Source organism: Chryseobacterium angstadtii, assembly GCF_001045465.1.
GTDB lineage: Bacteria > Bacteroidota > Bacteroidia > Flavobacteriales > Weeksellaceae > Chryseobacterium > Chryseobacterium angstadtii.
The window spans coordinates 185,525-203,345 of sequence record NZ_LFND01000005.1 but is presented as its reverse complement, the minus strand read 5'-3'; the positions used below and the strand labels follow the sequence as shown (position 1 = coordinate 203,345).

Here is a 17,821-nt window from a genome sequence, read left to right as displayed (position 1 = left end):
ATTACTTCGATAGGTTTTATGCCTCGGTACATTTTAAAATTATAATTGTACTGTTTCTGTACTGTTTCATAAAAAAGCACCGCGATGGCGGTGCTTTCAATATATATGAATGATTTTAAAGAGCAAGAACTCTTACATCAATTCTTCTGTTTTTGGCTTTACATTCATCGGTATCATTGGCTTCACAAACCGGATGCTGAGATCCGTAGCCTTCCGCTTCTACTCTGTCACCGGAAATTCCTAATTCCAGAAGTTTAAGTTTTGCGGTCTGAGCTCTCAGATTGGATAGCTTCTGATTGCTTTCTTCATTTCCTGTATTATCTGTATAGCCTCCCAGTTTTATTTTCAAATCGGGATAGGCATTTAGAATTTCAGCCAGATTATTTAGCTGTACTTCCGATCCTGCTTTCAGATCACTGGACCCTGTTTCGAAATAAAGATTTTCGACCGTATACCAGTTATTGGGATCCATTGCTTTCTGGTCTTTCTGTTCCACTGCATTATATAATTGAAACAGTCTGCTTCCTTCTCCTAATGTGATGGTTTTTCCTCCTTTCAGTTTTATTTCCTGAATATTTCCTGTTTCATACACAAAATCTCCATTTTCATTCAGATGACCTTTAATTTCTTTTGGAGAAACAGAAGCTGTCTGAAGATCTGTATGCACTGTTGCTGAACTTCCGTGGGAAGCTTTTGTCAGAGTTTCAAGTTTAGCCTTTCTGTTGGCTTCAATTTTATCTTTATGCAATACGGCCAAAGTTGGGGCAATAACTAATGAAACGATAGACATCAGTTTAATAAGGATGTTCATTGACGGTCCTGATGTATCTTTAAAAGGATCTCCCACCGTGTCACCGGTTACCGAAGCTTTATGTGGCTCTGAACCTTTATAATACGTTTGGCCATTGATATCAACTCCTTTTTCAAATGATTTTTTAGCATTATCCCAGGCACCTCCGGCATTATTCTGAAACATTCCCATCAAAACTCCGCATACGGTAGCTCCAGCCAGGAATCCTCCTAGAACTTCAGGCCCAAAAATAAAACCGATTAAAAGCGGTGAAATAATGGTAATAGCTCCGGGAAGGATCATTTTTTTGATGGAAGCATCTGTGGAAATGGCTACGCATTTTTCATATTCGGGCTGAGCTTTCCCTTCCAGAATCCCCGGAATCTCGCGGAACTGTCTTCTTACTTCCTCTACCATTGCCATAGCTGCCTGTCCCACTGCCGTAATGGCCAGTGAAGAGAATATGAAAGGAATCATTCCTCCTACAAATAATCCTGCGAGAACGTCTGCTCTGTAAATATCAATTCCGTCGATTCCTGCAATTCCTACAAAAGCGGCAAATAGAGCCAGAGCAGTCAATGCTGCAGAGGCAATGGCAAATCCTTTTCCTGTAGCAGCTGTGGTATTTCCTACAGCATCAAGAATATCTGTTTTTTCTCTGACTTCTTTGGGAAGTTCGCTCATTTCAGCAATTCCTCCCGCGTTATCTGCAATAGGCCCGAATGCATCGATAGCAAGCTGCATAGCCGTAGTAGCCATCATTCCTGCAGCCGCAATAGCCACACCGTAAAGTCCGGCACATAGATAAGATCCATAGATCCCTCCTGCCAAAACAATAATCGGAAGTAAGGTAGATTCCATTCCTACCGCAAGACCACCGATAATATTCGTGGCATGTCCTGTAGAAGACTGTCTTACAATACTTGAAACTGGCCTTTTACCCATCGCCGTATAATATTCTGTAATAATACTCATTAAAGTTCCTACGACAAGTCCCACCATGATTGCTCCGAAAACGCCCATTTTGGTAAATTCGTGACCTCTGAGCACCATTTTTTCAGGCAGAAGATAAGTCACCAAAAAGTAAGAGGAGATGGCTGTAATTACAATACTTCCCCAGTTTCCTAAATTCAGGGCATTTTGCACACTGGAAGTAGATGAACCTTCATTATCATTGATTCTTACAAAAAGGGTTCCCAGCATGGAGAAAATAATCCCTGTTCCTGCAATCAGCATCGGAAGGAGAATAGGTGCAAATCCTCCGAAAGAATCATCGGACATTGTTTCTCTGCCTAAAACCATCGTAGCCAGGACGGTTGCCACATACGAACCAAATAAATCGGCTCCCATTCCTGCAACATCTCCTACGTTATCTCCTACGTTATCAGCAATGGTAGCGGGGTTTCTGGGATCGTCTTCAGGAATTCCTGCTTCTACTTTTCCTACCAGGTCGGCTCCCACATCGGCGGCTTTCGTATAAATACCTCCGCCCACTCTTGCAAAAAGAGCAATGGATTCTGCCCCCAAAGAAAATCCTGTAAGAATTTCAATGGTTCTTTCCATTTCATGAGAGTCTACAGTAGCATCGGGAGCAAAAATCTGCTTGATAATCAGAAAAAGGGCTCCTAAGCCAAGAACTGCCAGTCCGGCAACTCCCATTCCCATTACAGAGCCTCCTGTGAAGGAAACCTTTAAAGCTTTGGAAAGTGAGGTTTTGGCTGCTTCTGCGGTTCTCACATTGGCTTTGGTGGCGATTTTCATTCCGATAAATCCAGCGAGGGCAGAAAATACAGCTCCAACGGCAAAAGCAATACCTATGCTCCAGTGAGAATTGGAATTACTGAGCCCCATTACGGCCAGTAGAATGGCTACCACCACTACGAAATAAGTTAAAATCTTGTACTCAGCCTTTAGAAAGGCCATGGCACCGTCAGCGATATGTCCGCTGATTGTTTTCATTTTTTCATTTCCGGCATTCTGCTTACTTACCCAATTACTCTGAAGAAAAGTATACAACAGGGCGACAACACCAAAAACCGGAATTAAATAGAACAAATCCATAGTTTATTATTTTTATATTAATAAATAGTAATTAGTTTTATAAATATAATAAAAATTCCTATGCTTTATTAAACCATATCTTTTAATATGTTTTTTCCGTCAATTTACAGGACATCATAAGTACATGATATCTGATGAAAAGATTAATTTATTTAAGTTTTCCTGTATTCCTTATTTCACTGCTGAAAGTAAAATAGTGCTATCAACGAAAAAAAGCAGATGAAAATTCACCTGCTTTTTTTATAATTTTGGAATGCTTTTTAGCCTCCGAATTTTTCTGCGTAATCTTTTTGAGAAGCTCTGATCACTTTTTTAGCGTGCTCAGCTCCGTATACCTCATGAATTCTACATTTTGCAGGCTCATCCGGTAAGTTCTTATACGTTAAGAAGTAATGCATCAATCTCTTCACTTCTGCTTCAGGAAGTTCAGAAATATCTCTGAAATGTCCAAAAGCGTGGTCTCCAATCATTACGGCAACAATCTTATCATCTGCCTCGCCACCATCAATCATTTTGAATCCACCGATTGGAATAGCTTCCATTAATAATCCTCCTGAATGAATATTGTGAGAACTTAGTACACAGATATCAAGCGGATCATGATCTCCTTCCGTTACATCATCAGCTCCGGCTTCGATAGCCAGTTTCATTACTTCGTCATGACAATATGTTCTGGGAACAAAACCGTATAAAGCGGGAATAATATTAGAAAATTTCTGAGGTCTGTCTACCTTTAAAAATCCTGTTTCTTTATCTACTTCATATTTAATAGTATCTGAAGGAACGATTTCCACGAATACGTTGACAACATTTGGCGCATCTTCTCCTGCAGAAACCCCGTGCCATGGATGTGCTTTAAAATTTGGAATCATTATTTATCTGTTATTTTTTTAAGTTATAATTAAAATTTCTCTTCTAAGGTCTTCTATTGTGGCTGCGATATAATCATCACCCTCCATATAGTTCATCAGGAATATGGTTTTGAATTCTTCCAGATTTGTATTTCCGTTCAGACCGTCATAGGTTTTATGAAGTAAATCTATCAGGGCATTTTTGGAGTCCACAATGTTTTTCCACGATCCTTTTGTAAGGTACAGCTGCTGTGAGGAATTATATTCGAATTCATCATTGATGGTTTTCTCCGTAAGAAAGATAAACTCGTGGGCAGCAAGATCTTTATCAAATCTCTGAATGATATTTGAAGGCTTCATCCTTTCTAAAAAAAGAGTCATCCTTTCATAGGAATGCGCCTTATTTTCTGAATTGGATTTTACAGAAAGCAGCTTGATCTCCTGATTTTTTAGAGTAATATAGGAGTGTACAAATTGTCTCAGCAAAACCAAGAAAGGAATTGCGATAATCAATGCAAAAGCATACGGTAGATATCCTGAAAAACTAGCCATAATTTTAGACCGCAAAATTACTAATTATTTTCCGGCTTCTAAAGAGTTTTTGAATATATCGGTCTTAGAATTCTGAATATAGATGTGAGAGAGGATCATGATAAGATAAAAACCGATCATCATTCTGTTTATTAAGACAAAAAACCAAATAATAACTGGGAAAAAATTAGCCTAAATCTACGTTCAAGATCCATAATCTTTTATAATTCAAAAAGAGCCGGTCTTTGTGTCACTTCATGATAACAGACACTGTTTTCGTCAAAAAAATGATATACAAGGCTTTTTCTTGTTCTGTTTTTATCCGTATGAGGTTCGCCACCGTGAAGAATATTTGCATGCCATATCAACATGTCTCCTTTTTTTGCTTTAAAAATTTCTTTTTTCAAACCTAATTCTTTCACTTTATTCTCCAAAAATTCTTCATAAGCACGGTAACTCTTCTTCCCGATTCTTATGGAGTCGCCTTCATTTTCATAGTCTGAATTCAGAAAATACGGAAGTTTATGGCTTTTGGGGATGTAATGCAGAGCTCCGTTGGTTTCATCCACATCTTCCAGGGCAATCCACACGCCCAGCAGACCTCCCAGCGGGTAAGTCGTCATATGAATACTGTCGGAATGCGTCTTCTGCTGGCTGCCATTAATAAAATTGATGCTCTGAAAAAGTTTAGCCTGGCCGTCTAAAAGAACAGACAAAAACTCAGTCAGATTTTTATCACTGCCGATATTTTTAATAATTTCGGAATGATGGATGGCAAACATTAGTTTTCCGCCGTAAATAAATTTCAGCGTCCCATTTTCCATCAGTTTTTCAATTTCACTGTTAATTTGATCGGCTTCATCTGTAGTAATGAAATTCCTCAAAATCATATATCCGTTATCATCATACTGCAATGCACTTTCCTTATTTTCTGCAGATAGTTCTTTAAAAAAAGGAGTATCAGTCAGTTTTTCATTCGCAATAGTTCTTTCTGAAGCAGGAAGATGAGCAAAATCTGCACTGGAAATACTGGAGAAATAATTTTTATTGATTCCGTATTTTTTGTACAAAGGAATATTATGTTCTAACTTTTTTCTGTTAAAAAAATTGTAAATAATATAAGGGAGTTTATAATGACGGATCTGCTTTAGCATAGTTGAAATATTAATATTATAATGATCTATAAAGTTACAATAATATTTAGAATTAATCTAAATAACAAGCTGATTAAGAAAATCTTTTAAGAAATTTATTTTCTAAAAAATAATATTCACGAAGCTCTGCACCGAAACTTTTAAAAAAAATTTCAATCCCCCGGATATTACTCCCCATAAAGTTAAAAGATTTCTCGTGAATATATAAGTTTAAGATTCTGTCAATTAAAAAAGAAGCGCCGTTCTCAGCTTTATAATTTTCGTCATTAATTAAACTTAATAATAACAATTGGTGTTTATCAACAATTAAAACGGCTAAATTAATTAATGAATCATTGAAAAAAGCTCCACAAAGTTGAAGTGATTTTGTTTTTGATAGAAATGATAAGTAAGCTTTAAGTTTGTCCCAATCGGATTGCTTTTCCAGGCCTTTAAAATTATTTTTGAAAAATAAAAGACTCTGATCATCCAGTTCTATTTCCTTATAAACAAGATGTTGGGAAGATTTCACTGCAGATTTTCTTCCTTTAAAATATTTTTTCTTTAATACGGTATAATCACAAGTTGATATCACATAGTTTTTTCTTTTTTCAAGCTCAACAGAAAAATTATTATCCTGATTAAACAAATAAAAGAAAACCGCATAGTTCTTCTTTAGAAAATAGAGAAACTGATCATTGATTTGCGGATTATCAGTTTTCGAAAAAACACCAAATTGCTGACAAAAAAGAGGCATATGAACAAAGTTTATCCCCAGTTTTCTATACATATGAACAGGCATCACCGCTTCATAATTTCCATATACCAAAATATGCCAGTTCCCCGAAAGTTGATCTAAAATATCCTTTTGTGTATACCAATTTCTCTGCACAGAGGTTTCAATACACTCCGTATATTTTACGAAATCAATTTCGCTGTATTTCACTCTTCTAATCATAACAATCCTTCATCTGAGAAACTCAAATATGTATCCTGCGTAATAATGATATGGTCTAAAAGCTGGATGCTAAGTGTTTCTCCGGCTTCTCTTATTTTTTTTGTGATATTAATGTCTTCTTTACTCGGCTTAAGACTTCCCGATGGATGATTGTGGGCAATAATAATTCCTGTAGAGAAATGGTCTAGTGCTGTTTTAAATAAAATCCTTACATCTACTACAGATTGGCTGATTCCTCCTTGTGTAAGTTTTGAGATATGGATTACTTTATTGCTCTGATTCATGAAGATGGCCCAAAATTCCTCTGTTCTTAAATCTGAAAGCTGGTTTTTAAGAATGAGATAGGCATCATCACTGTTTGAAATGATAGGCTTGTACGGAATTTCCTGAACAGATCTCCTTCTTCCGATTTCTAACGCAGCAATAATGGAAATGGCTTTAACTTCTCCTACCCCTTTAAACTTCGTGAGATCTTTGCTGGAAAGAAGACTCAGCTGATGCCAGTTGTTATTGACTGATGCCATGATCTTTCTTGCCAGATCCAGCGCACTTTCATCTCTGCTTCCGCTTCCCATTATAATGGCCAGAAGCTCTGAATCGGAAAGAGAGTTCTTACCTTTCAGTAAAAATTTTTCTCTGGGTCTGTCATCTTCTGCAAGGAATTTTATCGTCATATTTTGGAAGTTATCAAGTTAATAAAATGCATAAAGTATCACCGGTTTTTCTGACGTATCCAGATACTTTGCGGTTTGTAATAATGCATTGGTGGATAGCATTGGACATCCCAAACTTAAACAGGCGGGTATATGAGATTCCTTATCCGGAACACATCCCAAAGAATGCAATACTATTGCTCTTTGCATTGCATTACTGTTTGTAGTATCTAAACCGTTCAGACGGTAAGATTTTCCAAACTTACCGATATAACTCCCAAGGATCTCATACTTCCCAAGTGAAGATTGGTATGATCCTTCTGTATTACTGAATTTCAAGGCTTCTGAATTGCGAACCACAGAGCCTGAACCATGAGCAACAATTGCTTTTTGCAGTACTTTATTATTTTTCAGATCATAAATAAAGTACCTGTATTTCCCCGAAGGAATTCTAAAGTTAATGAAAATAGCAATATCCTGGTTATAACCTTTTCCCTTAATGTAGTTTTTTATTTCCAAAACCTTTGCTTCCGGAATCTCTTCCGAAAAAACACCTCCCTGAAGCTCAGCCTTTACACAGGAAATAATAAAAAGGAACAGGAAAATAATTTTTTTCATCAAGGTAGGCCTTTTATTCCACGATCATTCCATCTTTCATCACCAGCTTTCGATCTGTGATTTCAGCCAGATTGGGGTTGTGGGTCACAATCACAAAAGTCTGGTTATATTTATCTCTCAGGTCAAAAAATAGCCTGTGAAGATCATCTGCATTCTTGGAATCCAGATTTCCTGTAGGTTCGTCAGCAAAAATAATTTTAGGAGAATTGATCAAAGCTCTTGCTACGGCCACCCTCTGCGCTTCCCCACCTGACAATTGATTAGGCTTATGATTCAGCCTCTCCTCTATTCTGAGATCTTCAAATAAGGCATATGCCTTTTCTAGAGCTTCCTTTTCATTAGCCCCTCCTATTTTTGTAGGAAGCAAAACATTTTCAAGAGCTGTAAATTCGGGAAGAAGCTGATGGAACTGAAACACAAAGCCAATATTTTGGTTTCTGAATTTTGAGAGCTGTTTATCATTCATATTGATGAAAGATTCCCCTGCAATACTGATTTCTGTATTATATTTATTGGAATTACTGGGGTGATCCAGCGTTCCTAAGATCTGAAGCAATGTAGACTTACCCGCACCGGACTCGCCTACAATAGAAACTACTTCACCCGTTTTGATATGAATGTCTACTCCTTTCAGTACTTCTAAATTTCCATAAGATTTATGGATATTGCTTGCTCTAATCATGATTCAAAAATACTAATTACCCCAATAAAAACATAATTATTTACCCACTAAAACACGATTTTTTAATCATGGGTAAAGTCCATAAAAAAACCTCCCGAAATGAGAGGTTTTAATATGATACAATCTGGAATTGTTACAGTAACAAAGTTAGCGGGCTTTCCAGATATGTTTTTAAAGTCTGTAAGAACTGAGCTCCTGTAGCACCGTCTACCACTCTGTGATCGCATGCTAAAGAAAGTTTCATAATATTTCCTACTACAATCTGACCGTCTTTCACAATTGGCTTTTCAATGATAGCCCCTACTGAAAGAATTGCAGAATTCGGTTGGTTGATGATACTTGTAAATGTTTCAATTCCGAACATTCCCAGGTTTGAAATCGAGAAAGTAGAACCTTCCATCTCATTAGCTTTAAGACCTTTGTTTTTAGCTCTTGAAGCCATATCTTTTACCGCAGCAGAGATCTGAGTATAATTCATCTGATCTGTATTTTTCAATACTGGAACCACTAATCCGTCCGGAATAGCTACTGCCACCCCTACATTAATGTTTCCTCTGTGGATAATTTTATCTCCAGCCCAGCTTGAATTCACCTGAGGGTGTTTTCTTAAAGCAACCGCCGTAGCCTTGATAATCATATCATTGAAAGAAATTTTCGTATCCGGCAGGGAATTGATTTCTTTTCTGGCTTCAATCGCTTTATCCATATTGATCTCTACCATCAGATAATAATGAGGAGCAGAGAACTTACTTTCAGCAAGACGTTTCGCAATGATACTTCTAACCTGAGAGTTTGGTGTTTCCGTATCTTCGCCCTGAACAAAGCTTAATGCAACCTGAGCCGCTGCAGGAGCAGAAACAGAAGGCTGAGCTTTTGCCTGAGACGGCTGATAATTTTCAATATCTTTTTTAACAATTCTTCCGTTTTCTCCTGAACCGTTGATACTATTGATATCCACTCCTTTATCCTGAGCCATTTTTTTAGCCAGTGGAGAGATTGCAATTCTGTCTGAAGAAGAAGAACTTACAGCCTGAGCTGGCTTCTCTTCTGCTTTAGCTTCATTTTTCTGTTCAGCTGGTTTTTCAGAAGATTGAGCAGCAACTTTTGGAGCGCCTACTGCAGAAACATCTGTTCCTTCCGGACCAATGATCGCCAATACGGAATCTACCGGAGCAGCACCTCCTTCTTCTACACCCTGCTTCAACAATACCCCGTTGAATTCAGATTCAAAATCCTGAACTGCCTTATCTGTTTCGATCTCAGCAAGAAGATCTCCTTCTTTTACTGTATCGCCTACGTTTTTGTGCCATTTAGCTACCTTCCCTTCTGTCATGGTGTCAGAAAGTCTTGGCATGGTAATGATTTCTACCCCTGCAGGAACTTCCGCAGTGGTCTGTTCAATACTGGTAGCATTATTTTCTGTTTTGGATTCTTCTTCAGATTTTTTCTCTTCAGAACCTCCTGCAGCCGGAGCAGCAGCCCCACCGGTTAATCCGGAGATATTTTCTCCTTCATTTCCAATAATTGCTAAAACAGAGTCTACAGCAGCAGCAGCGCCTTCTTCTACACCAATGTATAAAAGAGTTCCGTTTATTTCAGATTCGAAATCCTGAACAGCTTTATCTGTTTCAATTTCGGCTAAAATATCTCCTTCTTTTACTTTATCTCCTACTTTTTTATGCCATTTCGCCACTTTACCTTCCGTCATAGTGTCGGAAAGTCGGGGCATCGTAATTACTTCTGCCATAATTTATTGTGTTAATTTGTTAATGTGATGATGTGATGATAAGAACAGTGAACATAGAATGGCCACATCATCTATCATCGAATCAGCAAATTATTTTATTTTTCTAATTTATCTAAGAACGGGTAGTTTTCCTGAGCGTACACATATTCGTAGATCTTGTCCGGATCAGGATATGGAGAGTTTTCCATAAATTCGATACATTCTTCTACAAAATCTCTTGACTTGTTGTCTACAGCTTCCAATTCAGCTTCTGTAGCCCATCCGTTTTCCAGGATTCTGTGTTTTACCAGTTCCATAGGGTCATCATTCTTATGAATCGCTACTTCTTCCTTACTTCTGTAAGGCTCAGCATCAGACATAGAGTGTCCTCTGTAACGGTAAGTTCTTGCTTCAATGAATGTAGGCCCGTCTCCTCTTCTCGCTCTTTCTATAGCTTCATAAGCTGCTTCAGCTACTTTTTCAGGGTCCATGGCATCTACGGCAAGGCAAGGCATCTCGTACCCTAATCCTAATTTGTAGATATCTTCATGGTTGGCTGTTCTTTTTACAGACGTTCCCATAGCATACTGGTTGTTTTCAACTACAAATACTACCGGAAGCTTCCAGTTCATCGCCATATTGAAAGTTTCATGAAGCGATCCCTGTCTCGCAGCTCCGTCTCCGAAGAAGCAGATGTTTACAGCTTTTCTGTCAAAATACTTATCTGCAAAAGCAATTCCGGCTCCCAAAGGGATCTGTCCTCCTACAATACCGTGTCCTCCGTAAAAACGGTGTTCTTTACTGAAAATGTGCATAGAACCACCCATACCTCCGGATGTTCCGGTAGCTTTACCGCAAAGTTCAGCCATGATTCTCTTAGGATCTACTCCCATCGCCATTGGATGGATGTGGCATCTGTAAGCAGTAATCATACTGTCCTTCGTTAAATCCATTGCATGTGCGAAGCCGGCAGGAATAGCTTCCTGGCCATTATACAAATGTAAAAAACCTCTGATCTTTTGTTTTAGATAAAGAGAACGGCATTTGTCTTCAAACCTTCTCCACATTGTCATATCTTCATACCACTTCAGGTATACCTCTTTAGAAAATTCTTTCATGTGTTAGCTCTTGCTTTTTTATGATGAAATATTTGAGCAAAATTATAAAAAAAACTTTGTTTTTATCGTATAGATACTAATTGTTTTTTTGCTTATAGTGTTATATTTGAATTTTAAACTTAAACATGGAAGAAAAACAGTCTTTACTACTGCATAAAATCTCAAAAGTGATCTCAGATTTTTTCAACCCGCTGGTTTCTTTATTTATATTTTTTATTTATATGAGTGTAAAAGAGTATTCCCTGAAAGAATCTCTTCTTTATTTTGCACCTATCTTATTACTTATTATCATCCCCGTGGTAATCTGGCTCGTATGGAATGTGAAAACCGGGAGATATACCAATATGGATGTTTCAGACCGTGTGCAAAGAAAAACCCTTTATATATTTATCGCCGCTTCCGTTGTTGCTTATCTTGTTTTCAATTATTTTCAAAACGGATATATAGATCTGGTTATGCTTTTTATTCTGATCCTTATTTTCACGATGCAGATAAGTAATTTTTTCATTAAAAGTTCAATGCATACCGCCTTCAATGTATTTGTCGCAGCGTTGTTTTTCACTCTGAATTGGGAAGCCGGATTAATCTGGCTGGGAATTGCTGCTTTAGTGGGAGTTACACGCGTTATTTTAAAAAGACACACGATAAAGGAAGTATTTATGGGTGCCGGAATAGCATTTCTGGTATCTTTTATCTATCTTTATTGCAATATACAATTTCAACATTAAGAATATTCTATGAAAATAAATCATCTTACTGCTGCCGAAGAGAATTTCATGAAGCTGTTTTGGAAACTTGAATCATTTTATCTTAAAGATATTATGGAACAGCATCCTGAACCTAAACCACACCAAAATACAGTTTCCACTTATCTGAAGATTTTAGTGGAAAAAGGCTATATCACGACTCAAAAAGAAGGAAGGATTTTTAAATATACAGTGATTGTTCCACTGGAGGAGTACAGAAAGTTTCTTTTGAAAGAACTTGCCCATAATTTCTACAACGATTCGGGGAAGGATATTCTTGAATTTCTGTTTAACGAGAATTTAATCTCTCAGGATGATCTTAAAAACTATTTTGACCTTAAAATTGAAATCATCCCGGCAAAAGTTGAAGAACCTAAATTTGAATATGCTGAGGAAGTCTTAAATCCTAAGAAAACGAAAAAAGCCAAAGCAAAGGATAATAAGGACAAAGAAAAAAAGAAAAAGAAGAAAAAAGATTAAGAGCAGGAATTGCCTATAAACAGAGTATTCATTATTAATTCAGAAAAAAATTGGTTTCTGTTTTTTAATAAATCGCTTTCAAAAAATAAGCAGAATGTCTGCAAAAAATTATCCCTTCCTAAATGATTTAGAAAGGGATAAATATTACATAAAAAAGTGGCTAAAAAGCCACCTTATATTTTTTACCAACGATTTCCACCGCCGTTACCTCCACGGTTGTTTCCACCGCCGTAACCGCCGCCTCTGTTGTTTCCACCACCGTAGCCACCACCTCTGTTGTTGTCAAAGCTTCTTCTTGGCTTTTCTTCTCTTGGCTTAGCTTCAGATACGTTCAAAGTTTTACCGTTGAATTCCTTCTGGTTTAGAGCTTCGATAGCTTGCTTTCCTTCTTCATCGCCCATTTCTACGAAACCAAAACCTCTTGAACGGCCAGTTTCTCTGTCTGTAACGATTTTAGCGGATGATACATCACCGAATTCTGCGAATAGATCATGCAACTCATATTCTTTAGTTGCGTAATTGATGTTTGAAACAAAAATGTTCATTTTGAATAAAATTAAAAAATTAATAAAAAATTGGTATATAAAAGAAAAACAACATAAATTAATGAACAAATATTGATTCCAAATATAACGTACGCAAGATACAATTAAAATATTCAAATCAAAACTTTTTTTCATCATTTCTCACATTATGTTGAATTCAAACTGATAAATTATTAAATAACAATTAATAAATATTGTTTTTCAATAAATATTTACTGATATTTACATTTTCATTTTTAAAATAAAATAACGTGGAAATCCTAAGCACCTTCCCATTACAATGCCCTGTACCACAGCATATCCATCCATATTTTAATATGACTGCTTATAATCTTGCCTCTTTGCTTTTTGAAAAAACCTATTTCCTTAACCAACAGATTTTCAGCAGAAAACAAAATCTCCATCTTAAACCCTGTACCATATGCCTATCATTGTAAATCTAGATGTTGTAATGGCTAAAAGAAAGATCTCTCTGAATGAGCTTTCCGAAAAAGTAGACGTTACCCTCTCCAATCTTTCCATTTTAAAAACAGGAAAATCGAAAGCCATCCGTTTCAGCACCCTTGAAGCCATTTGTAAAGCTTTGGACTGTCAGCCTGGTGATATACTGGAGTTCCGGGAATAGAAGAGATTCACGATCCTTCTATAGCAACCCTTTTTTCTGAAATTTCAGACATTGTAAAAAAAATAAAACCAGTTTCAAAAACTGATTGAGAAAATGAATCATTGGTTTAGGATTAGTATATCCTGTTCTCTTGACTGAACCGCTTTTTAACGCTACCTTTGTACTGCAAATTATCAGAATATGAACTACCATACCAGAAAATGGGTAAAACCCGAAGACCTGAACCCTAATCACTCTCTTTTTGGAGGAAGACTTCTTCAATGGATTGACGAAGAAGCAGCGCTCTATGCTATCATTCAGCTGGAGAACACAAAAGTGGTTACAAAATTCATTTCGGAAATCAATTTCGTAAGTTCAGCCAAACAGGGAGACATTATAGAGATAGGTATTGAAGCCACTCATTTCGGGTCTTCATCCGTAACTTTAAAATGTGATGTAAGAAATAAAATGACCCACCAAACCATCATTACAGTAGACAAAATCGTAATGGTAAATCTGGATAGTGAAGGAAATCCTGCACCACACGGAAAAACACAGATAGAATTTGTAAAAGACAGACTGAGCAAACCATGAAAATATTCATTAAAAACATGGTGTGTAACCGCTGCATTGCCGCAGTGGAAAAAATCTTCAGCGATGAAGGTTTAGCGCTGCATTCTGTAAATTTGGGTGAAGTAGAAACGGCCACTGAAGTTCCTGCTGAAAAAATGCAGTCTATAGAAAGAAAACTCATTGAAACCGGTTTTGAAAGAATAAAAGATTCTGCCCATCAGCTGGTAGATAAAATTAAAAATATGATCATCATCAAGATCAGTGAGCTGGATATTGATGAAAACTTTCTTTTATCCGAATTTTTAAGTTCGAAGATTTATAAAGACTACAGTGCTCTTTCCAAAACATTTTCTCAAAATGAAAATATTACCCTGGAACAGTTTTTCATCCTTCACAAAATTGAAAAAGTAAAAGAACTGCTTCTTTATAATGAATTTACCCTGACCGAAATTGCAGGAAAGCTGGGTTATAAAAGCGTTCAGCACCTTTCTTCCCAGTTCCGGAACATTACCGGATTCACGCCTACAGAATTCAAAAAACTGAAAGTTCATCAAAGGAAGACTCTGGACAGCTTTTGAGTCGGAGGGTTTTAGGGTTTGAGTATAGGAGGGTTTTAGTGCTTGAGCGTAAATGTGTTTTAAAACGCACAAACCGATTGCTATGATCATACAATATCAAAAAATAATTACTCTTAAACTCCCGAAATTACATCCACTCTCAAACCTTCCCACCCTCAAACACTCCTACCCTCAAACTCTCAAACACACTCGCAGGCAAAATTCTATAACTATTATCCTTAAATTTATAACAGCTTTACTTATCCATTTTGGATATTTGTACTATAAATTCAAGGATCATGAACAGACAATATAATATACTCGGAATGACATGCTCCGGTTGTCAGAAAAAAATTTCTGAAAAACTCAACAGTATTGAGGGAGTAACAGCCGATGTCAATCTGGAAAACAATACAGCAACCATCACTTCCGATAAGGAAATCGAACTTTCAGTTTTAAATGATGCTTTGGGAGGTAAATACAAGCTGGAAGATCCTAAAAAACCTGAAACTGCATTTGTAAAACCTCAGGACCGGGTTTCACCTTCTTCTGTTTATTATTGCCCGATGGAATGCGAGGGCGAAAAAGTATATTTTAAACAGGGTGAAAGATGTCCTGTCTGCAAAATGTATCTGGTTCCCATCGAAGAAAAACATGCCAAAAATCCAGATCATAAACCCACTTATTCTTCAACCCATCTTCCGGAAAACTTTAAAGACAGTATAGGAAAGTACTATTGCCCGATGTTTTGTGAAGGAGATAAAGTTTATGACGAAAAAGGAGACTGTCCTGTTTGCCACATGCATCTCGAGGAAATTACTGAAGATCTGGTAAAAGCCGGTTCTCTTCAGAATCATCAGCATGCTCACAATCATAGCCATTCCCATCATCATGATCGCAGCCACCATCATGAAGCTCCGAAAGTCACAGATGACATGGCCGGAAAATATTACTGCCCAATGTACTGCGAAGGAGACAAAACTTACGATTCCAACGTAGGCTGCCCTGTCTGTGGAATGGATCTCGTAAAATATCCCGAAAAGAAAACGGCAAAATATACCTGTCCTATGCATCCGGAAATCATCCGTGATGAACCGGGAGACTGCCCAATCTGCGGAATGGACCTCGTAAGAATGCCTGACAGCGGTGATGACGAGGAAGATGAAACATATAATAATTTAAAGAGGAAATTCATTATTTCCGTTGCCTTTACCATCCCGGTTTTTATCCTTTCGATGGGGGGAATGTTCATCAACTTTCCTTTTTCCCACACTATTCAGGGATTCATGGAGCTGGCTCTTACTATTCCGGTGATGTTCTATTCAGGATGGTTTCTGTTAAAAAGAGGCTGGGTTTCTTTTAAAACCTGGAATTTAAATATGTTCAGCCTGATTGCTTTAGGGGTAGCCGCAGCATTCATATTCAGCATTGCAGCCTTAATATTTCCGGACATTATTCCTCATGAAATCAGAGGACATAATCATGAAATACCCTTGTATTTTGAGGCGGTCTGTGTTATCCTGACGCTTGTCATTTTAGGACAGCTGATGGAAGCTGCCGCTCATAAAAAAACAGGGAATGCCATTAAAGAACTGATGAATCTGTCTCCCGATGAAGCCAATCTGATGATCAACGGAGAGGAAAAAAGAGTATTGCTCTCCCAGGTGAAAATCGGAGATCTGCTGAAAGTAAAACCGGGTGAAAAAATTCCTGTTGACGGAAAAATCACGGAAGGAAGCTCTTTGGTAGATGAGAGTATGATCACAGGAGAGCCCGTTCCGGTAGAAAAAAATATAGATGACAAAGTTTCTTCGGGAACGCTCAACGGAAACAAGGTATTCATCATGAAAGCCGAAAAAGTAGGTGATGAAACCCTTCTTTCGCAGATTATCAAAATGGTGAACGAAGCCAGCCGAAGCAGAGCTCCTATTCAGAAGCTTACCGACAAAGTTTCTAAAGTCTTCGTTCCAATCGTAATCCTGATCGCTGTTCTTACTTTCGTTCTATGGCAGTTTTTCGGGCCGGAAGGAAAAAGAAGCTTATTTGCATTCGTGAATGCAGTTGCCGTTCTAATTGTGGCCTGTCCATGTGCGCTCGGGCTGGCAACTCCAATGTCACTGATGGTAGGAATCGGAAAAGGAGCCAAAAGCGGAATTCTGATCAAAAATGCAGAAGCTTTGGAGCAGATGCATAAAGTAAATGTACTGATTACCGATAAAACAGGAACTTTAACTGAAGGAAAACCTTCTGTGGAACATATTGAAATATCCGGAAACGGAGATAAAAATGAATTGCTAAAACTGGCCTTTTCATTAAATCAAAATTCAGAGCATCCTCTTTCCAGCGCGGTGATTAAAAGAGCGAAAGATGAAAACCTAACGGCTGAAAAAGTGGATCTTTTTGAAAATATTTCAGGAAAAGGAGTTCAGGGAAATATCAACGGAAAAACCGTTTATTTAGGAAACGAAGGGCTTCTTACCTCCAATAATCTGTCGATTCCTCAGGAATTAAAGGCAAAAGCAGTAGAAGTACAGTCAAAAGCACATACCATATCTTATATCGCACAGGACAAAACAGTATTAGGATTCATAAGCTTTACGGATAAAATTAAAGACACTTCCAAAAAAGCTGTTCAGCGCCTGATGAAGGAAGGAATTGATGTGATGATGATGACCGGAGACAACGAACATACTGCCAAAGCAGTTGCTGAAGAACTGGGAATCAAACATTATAAAGCAGGATGCCTTCCGGAAGATAAGTTGAATGAGGTTAAAAAACTTCAGCAGCAAGGCAAGATTGTAGCCATGACCGGAGACGGAATCAACGACTCCCCTGCCTTAGCACAGTCAGACGTTGGTATTGCAATGGGAACAGGAACTGATGTTGCTATGGAAAGCGCAGAGATTACCCTGTTAAAAGGTGATATTTTAGGAGTGGCAAAAGCAAAATTACTGAGCGAGAAGCTCCTTAAAAACATCAAAGAGAATCTGTTTTTTGCCTTTATTTATAATGTATTAGGTATTCCGGTAGCAGCAGGATTACTGTATCCTTTCTTCGGAATCTTATTATCCCCTATGATTGCGGCGGCAGCAATGAGTGTCAGCTCACTTTCTGTGATTCTCAATTCATTAAGATTAAACTCTGTTGATCTCGATGCAGATGTAAGATAAGAGACGCCTCAGATAAAGAAATAAA

17 protein-coding genes are annotated in these 17,821 nt (G+C 37.6%); 6 read left to right on the top strand and 11 right to left on the bottom strand.

Translation table 11 applies throughout. From position 1 onward, the window contains the following. Positions 1-115: 115 nt before the first annotated feature. The 10 genes from ACM46_RS15860 to pdhA form a co-directional block, all read right to left on the bottom strand. Positions 116-2,851 (bottom strand): sodium-translocating pyrophosphatase, encoded by a 2,736-nt coding sequence (locus tag ACM46_RS15860; protein WP_048507661.1) that lies wholly within the window; start codon positions 2,849-2,851, stop codon positions 116-118. A 260-nt stretch (positions 2,852-3,111) separates the two neighbouring features. Next, positions 3,112-3,723: an inorganic pyrophosphatase gene (locus ACM46_RS15855; protein ID WP_048507660.1), complete on the bottom strand. Its 612-nt coding sequence runs from the start codon at positions 3,721-3,723 to the stop codon at positions 3,112-3,114. A gap of 18 nt (positions 3,724-3,741) precedes the next feature. Continuing rightward, positions 3,742-4,254 (bottom strand): DUF7935 family protein, encoded by a 513-nt coding sequence (locus ACM46_RS15850; RefSeq protein WP_048507659.1) that lies wholly within the window; start codon positions 4,252-4,254, stop codon positions 3,742-3,744. Between the two features lie 200 nt (positions 4,255-4,454). Then, the gene (locus ACM46_RS15845) at positions 4,455-5,387 is read right to left on the bottom strand and encodes a phytanoyl-CoA dioxygenase family protein (RefSeq protein WP_048507658.1); all 933 of its coding nucleotides are present in this window, start codon (positions 5,385-5,387) and stop codon (positions 4,455-4,457) included. 73 nt (positions 5,388-5,460) lie between these two features. Continuing rightward, positions 5,461-6,123, bottom strand: coding sequence for a hypothetical protein (locus tag ACM46_RS15840; protein ID WP_173426493.1), 663 nt, complete (start codon positions 6,121-6,123; stop codon positions 5,461-5,463). Positions 6,124-6,320: 197 nt separating this feature from the next. Beyond that, on the bottom strand, positions 6,321-6,998 hold the full coding sequence (gene radC / locus ACM46_RS15835) for a RadC family protein (RefSeq protein WP_048507656.1): 678 nt from the start codon (positions 6,996-6,998) through the stop codon (positions 6,321-6,323). Between the two features lie 18 nt (positions 6,999-7,016). Then, positions 7,017-7,595: a murein L,D-transpeptidase catalytic domain-containing protein gene (locus ACM46_RS15830; RefSeq protein WP_241486031.1), complete on the bottom strand. Its 579-nt coding sequence runs from the start codon at positions 7,593-7,595 to the stop codon at positions 7,017-7,019. 13 nt (positions 7,596-7,608) lie between these two features. Beyond that, complete coding sequence (locus tag ACM46_RS15825; RefSeq protein WP_048507654.1) at positions 7,609-8,277, bottom strand: ABC transporter ATP-binding protein; 669 nt, start codon at positions 8,275-8,277, stop codon at positions 7,609-7,611. Positions 8,278-8,410: 133 nt separating this feature from the next. Continuing rightward, positions 8,411-10,024 (bottom strand): 2-oxo acid dehydrogenase subunit E2, encoded by a 1,614-nt coding sequence (locus tag ACM46_RS15820; protein WP_048507653.1) that lies wholly within the window; start codon positions 10,022-10,024, stop codon positions 8,411-8,413. 95 nt (positions 10,025-10,119) lie between these two features. After that, positions 10,120-11,121: a pyruvate dehydrogenase (acetyl-transferring) E1 component subunit alpha gene (gene pdhA / locus ACM46_RS15815; protein WP_048507652.1), complete on the bottom strand. Its 1,002-nt coding sequence runs from the start codon at positions 11,119-11,121 to the stop codon at positions 10,120-10,122. 125 nt (positions 11,122-11,246) lie between these two features. Here pdhA and ACM46_RS15810 point away from each other — a divergent pair, with 125 nt between their 5' ends. Both ACM46_RS15810 and ACM46_RS15805 read left to right on the top strand, forming a co-directional pair. Continuing rightward, entirely contained in the window at positions 11,247-11,849 is a 603-nt protein-coding gene (locus ACM46_RS15810) for a phosphatase PAP2 family protein (RefSeq protein ID WP_048507651.1), read from the top strand. 9 nt (positions 11,850-11,858) lie between these two features. Beyond that, positions 11,859-12,347 (top strand): BlaI/MecI/CopY family transcriptional regulator, encoded by a 489-nt coding sequence (locus ACM46_RS15805; protein WP_048507650.1) that lies wholly within the window; start codon positions 11,859-11,861, stop codon positions 12,345-12,347. Positions 12,348-12,529: 182 nt separating this feature from the next. Here the strand turns inward: ACM46_RS15805 and ACM46_RS15800 are convergent, their stop codons facing one another. Continuing rightward, complete coding sequence (locus ACM46_RS15800; RefSeq protein WP_048507649.1) at positions 12,530-12,892, bottom strand: RNA recognition motif domain-containing protein; 363 nt, start codon at positions 12,890-12,892, stop codon at positions 12,530-12,532. 421 nt (positions 12,893-13,313) lie between these two features. On the opposite strand from ACM46_RS15800, the gene ACM46_RS15795 reads away from it, so the two are divergent. The 4 genes from ACM46_RS15795 (at position 13,314) to ACM46_RS15780 (ending at position 17,796) form a co-directional block, all read left to right on the top strand. Then, positions 13,314-13,517, top strand: a complete 204-nt coding sequence (locus tag ACM46_RS15795; RefSeq protein WP_048507648.1) for a helix-turn-helix domain-containing protein — start codon at positions 13,314-13,316, stop codon at positions 13,515-13,517. Positions 13,518-13,697: 180 nt separating this feature from the next. Beyond that, positions 13,698-14,090 carry an acyl-CoA thioesterase gene (locus tag ACM46_RS15790; protein ID WP_034727696.1) on the top strand — a complete coding sequence of 131 codons (393 nt, stop codon included), beginning with the start codon at positions 13,698-13,700 and terminating at the stop codon, positions 14,088-14,090. Next, positions 14,087-14,647: a helix-turn-helix domain-containing protein gene (locus ACM46_RS15785; RefSeq protein WP_048507647.1), complete on the top strand. Its 561-nt coding sequence runs from the start codon at positions 14,087-14,089 to the stop codon at positions 14,645-14,647. Before ACM46_RS15790 ends, ACM46_RS15785 begins: the two co-directional genes overlap by 4 nt. 278 nt (positions 14,648-14,925) lie before the next feature. Beyond that, on the top strand, positions 14,926-17,796 hold the full coding sequence (locus ACM46_RS15780; RefSeq protein ID WP_048507646.1) for a heavy metal translocating P-type ATPase: 2,871 nt from the start codon (positions 14,926-14,928) through the stop codon (positions 17,794-17,796). Positions 17,797-17,821 lie beyond the last annotated feature (25 nt).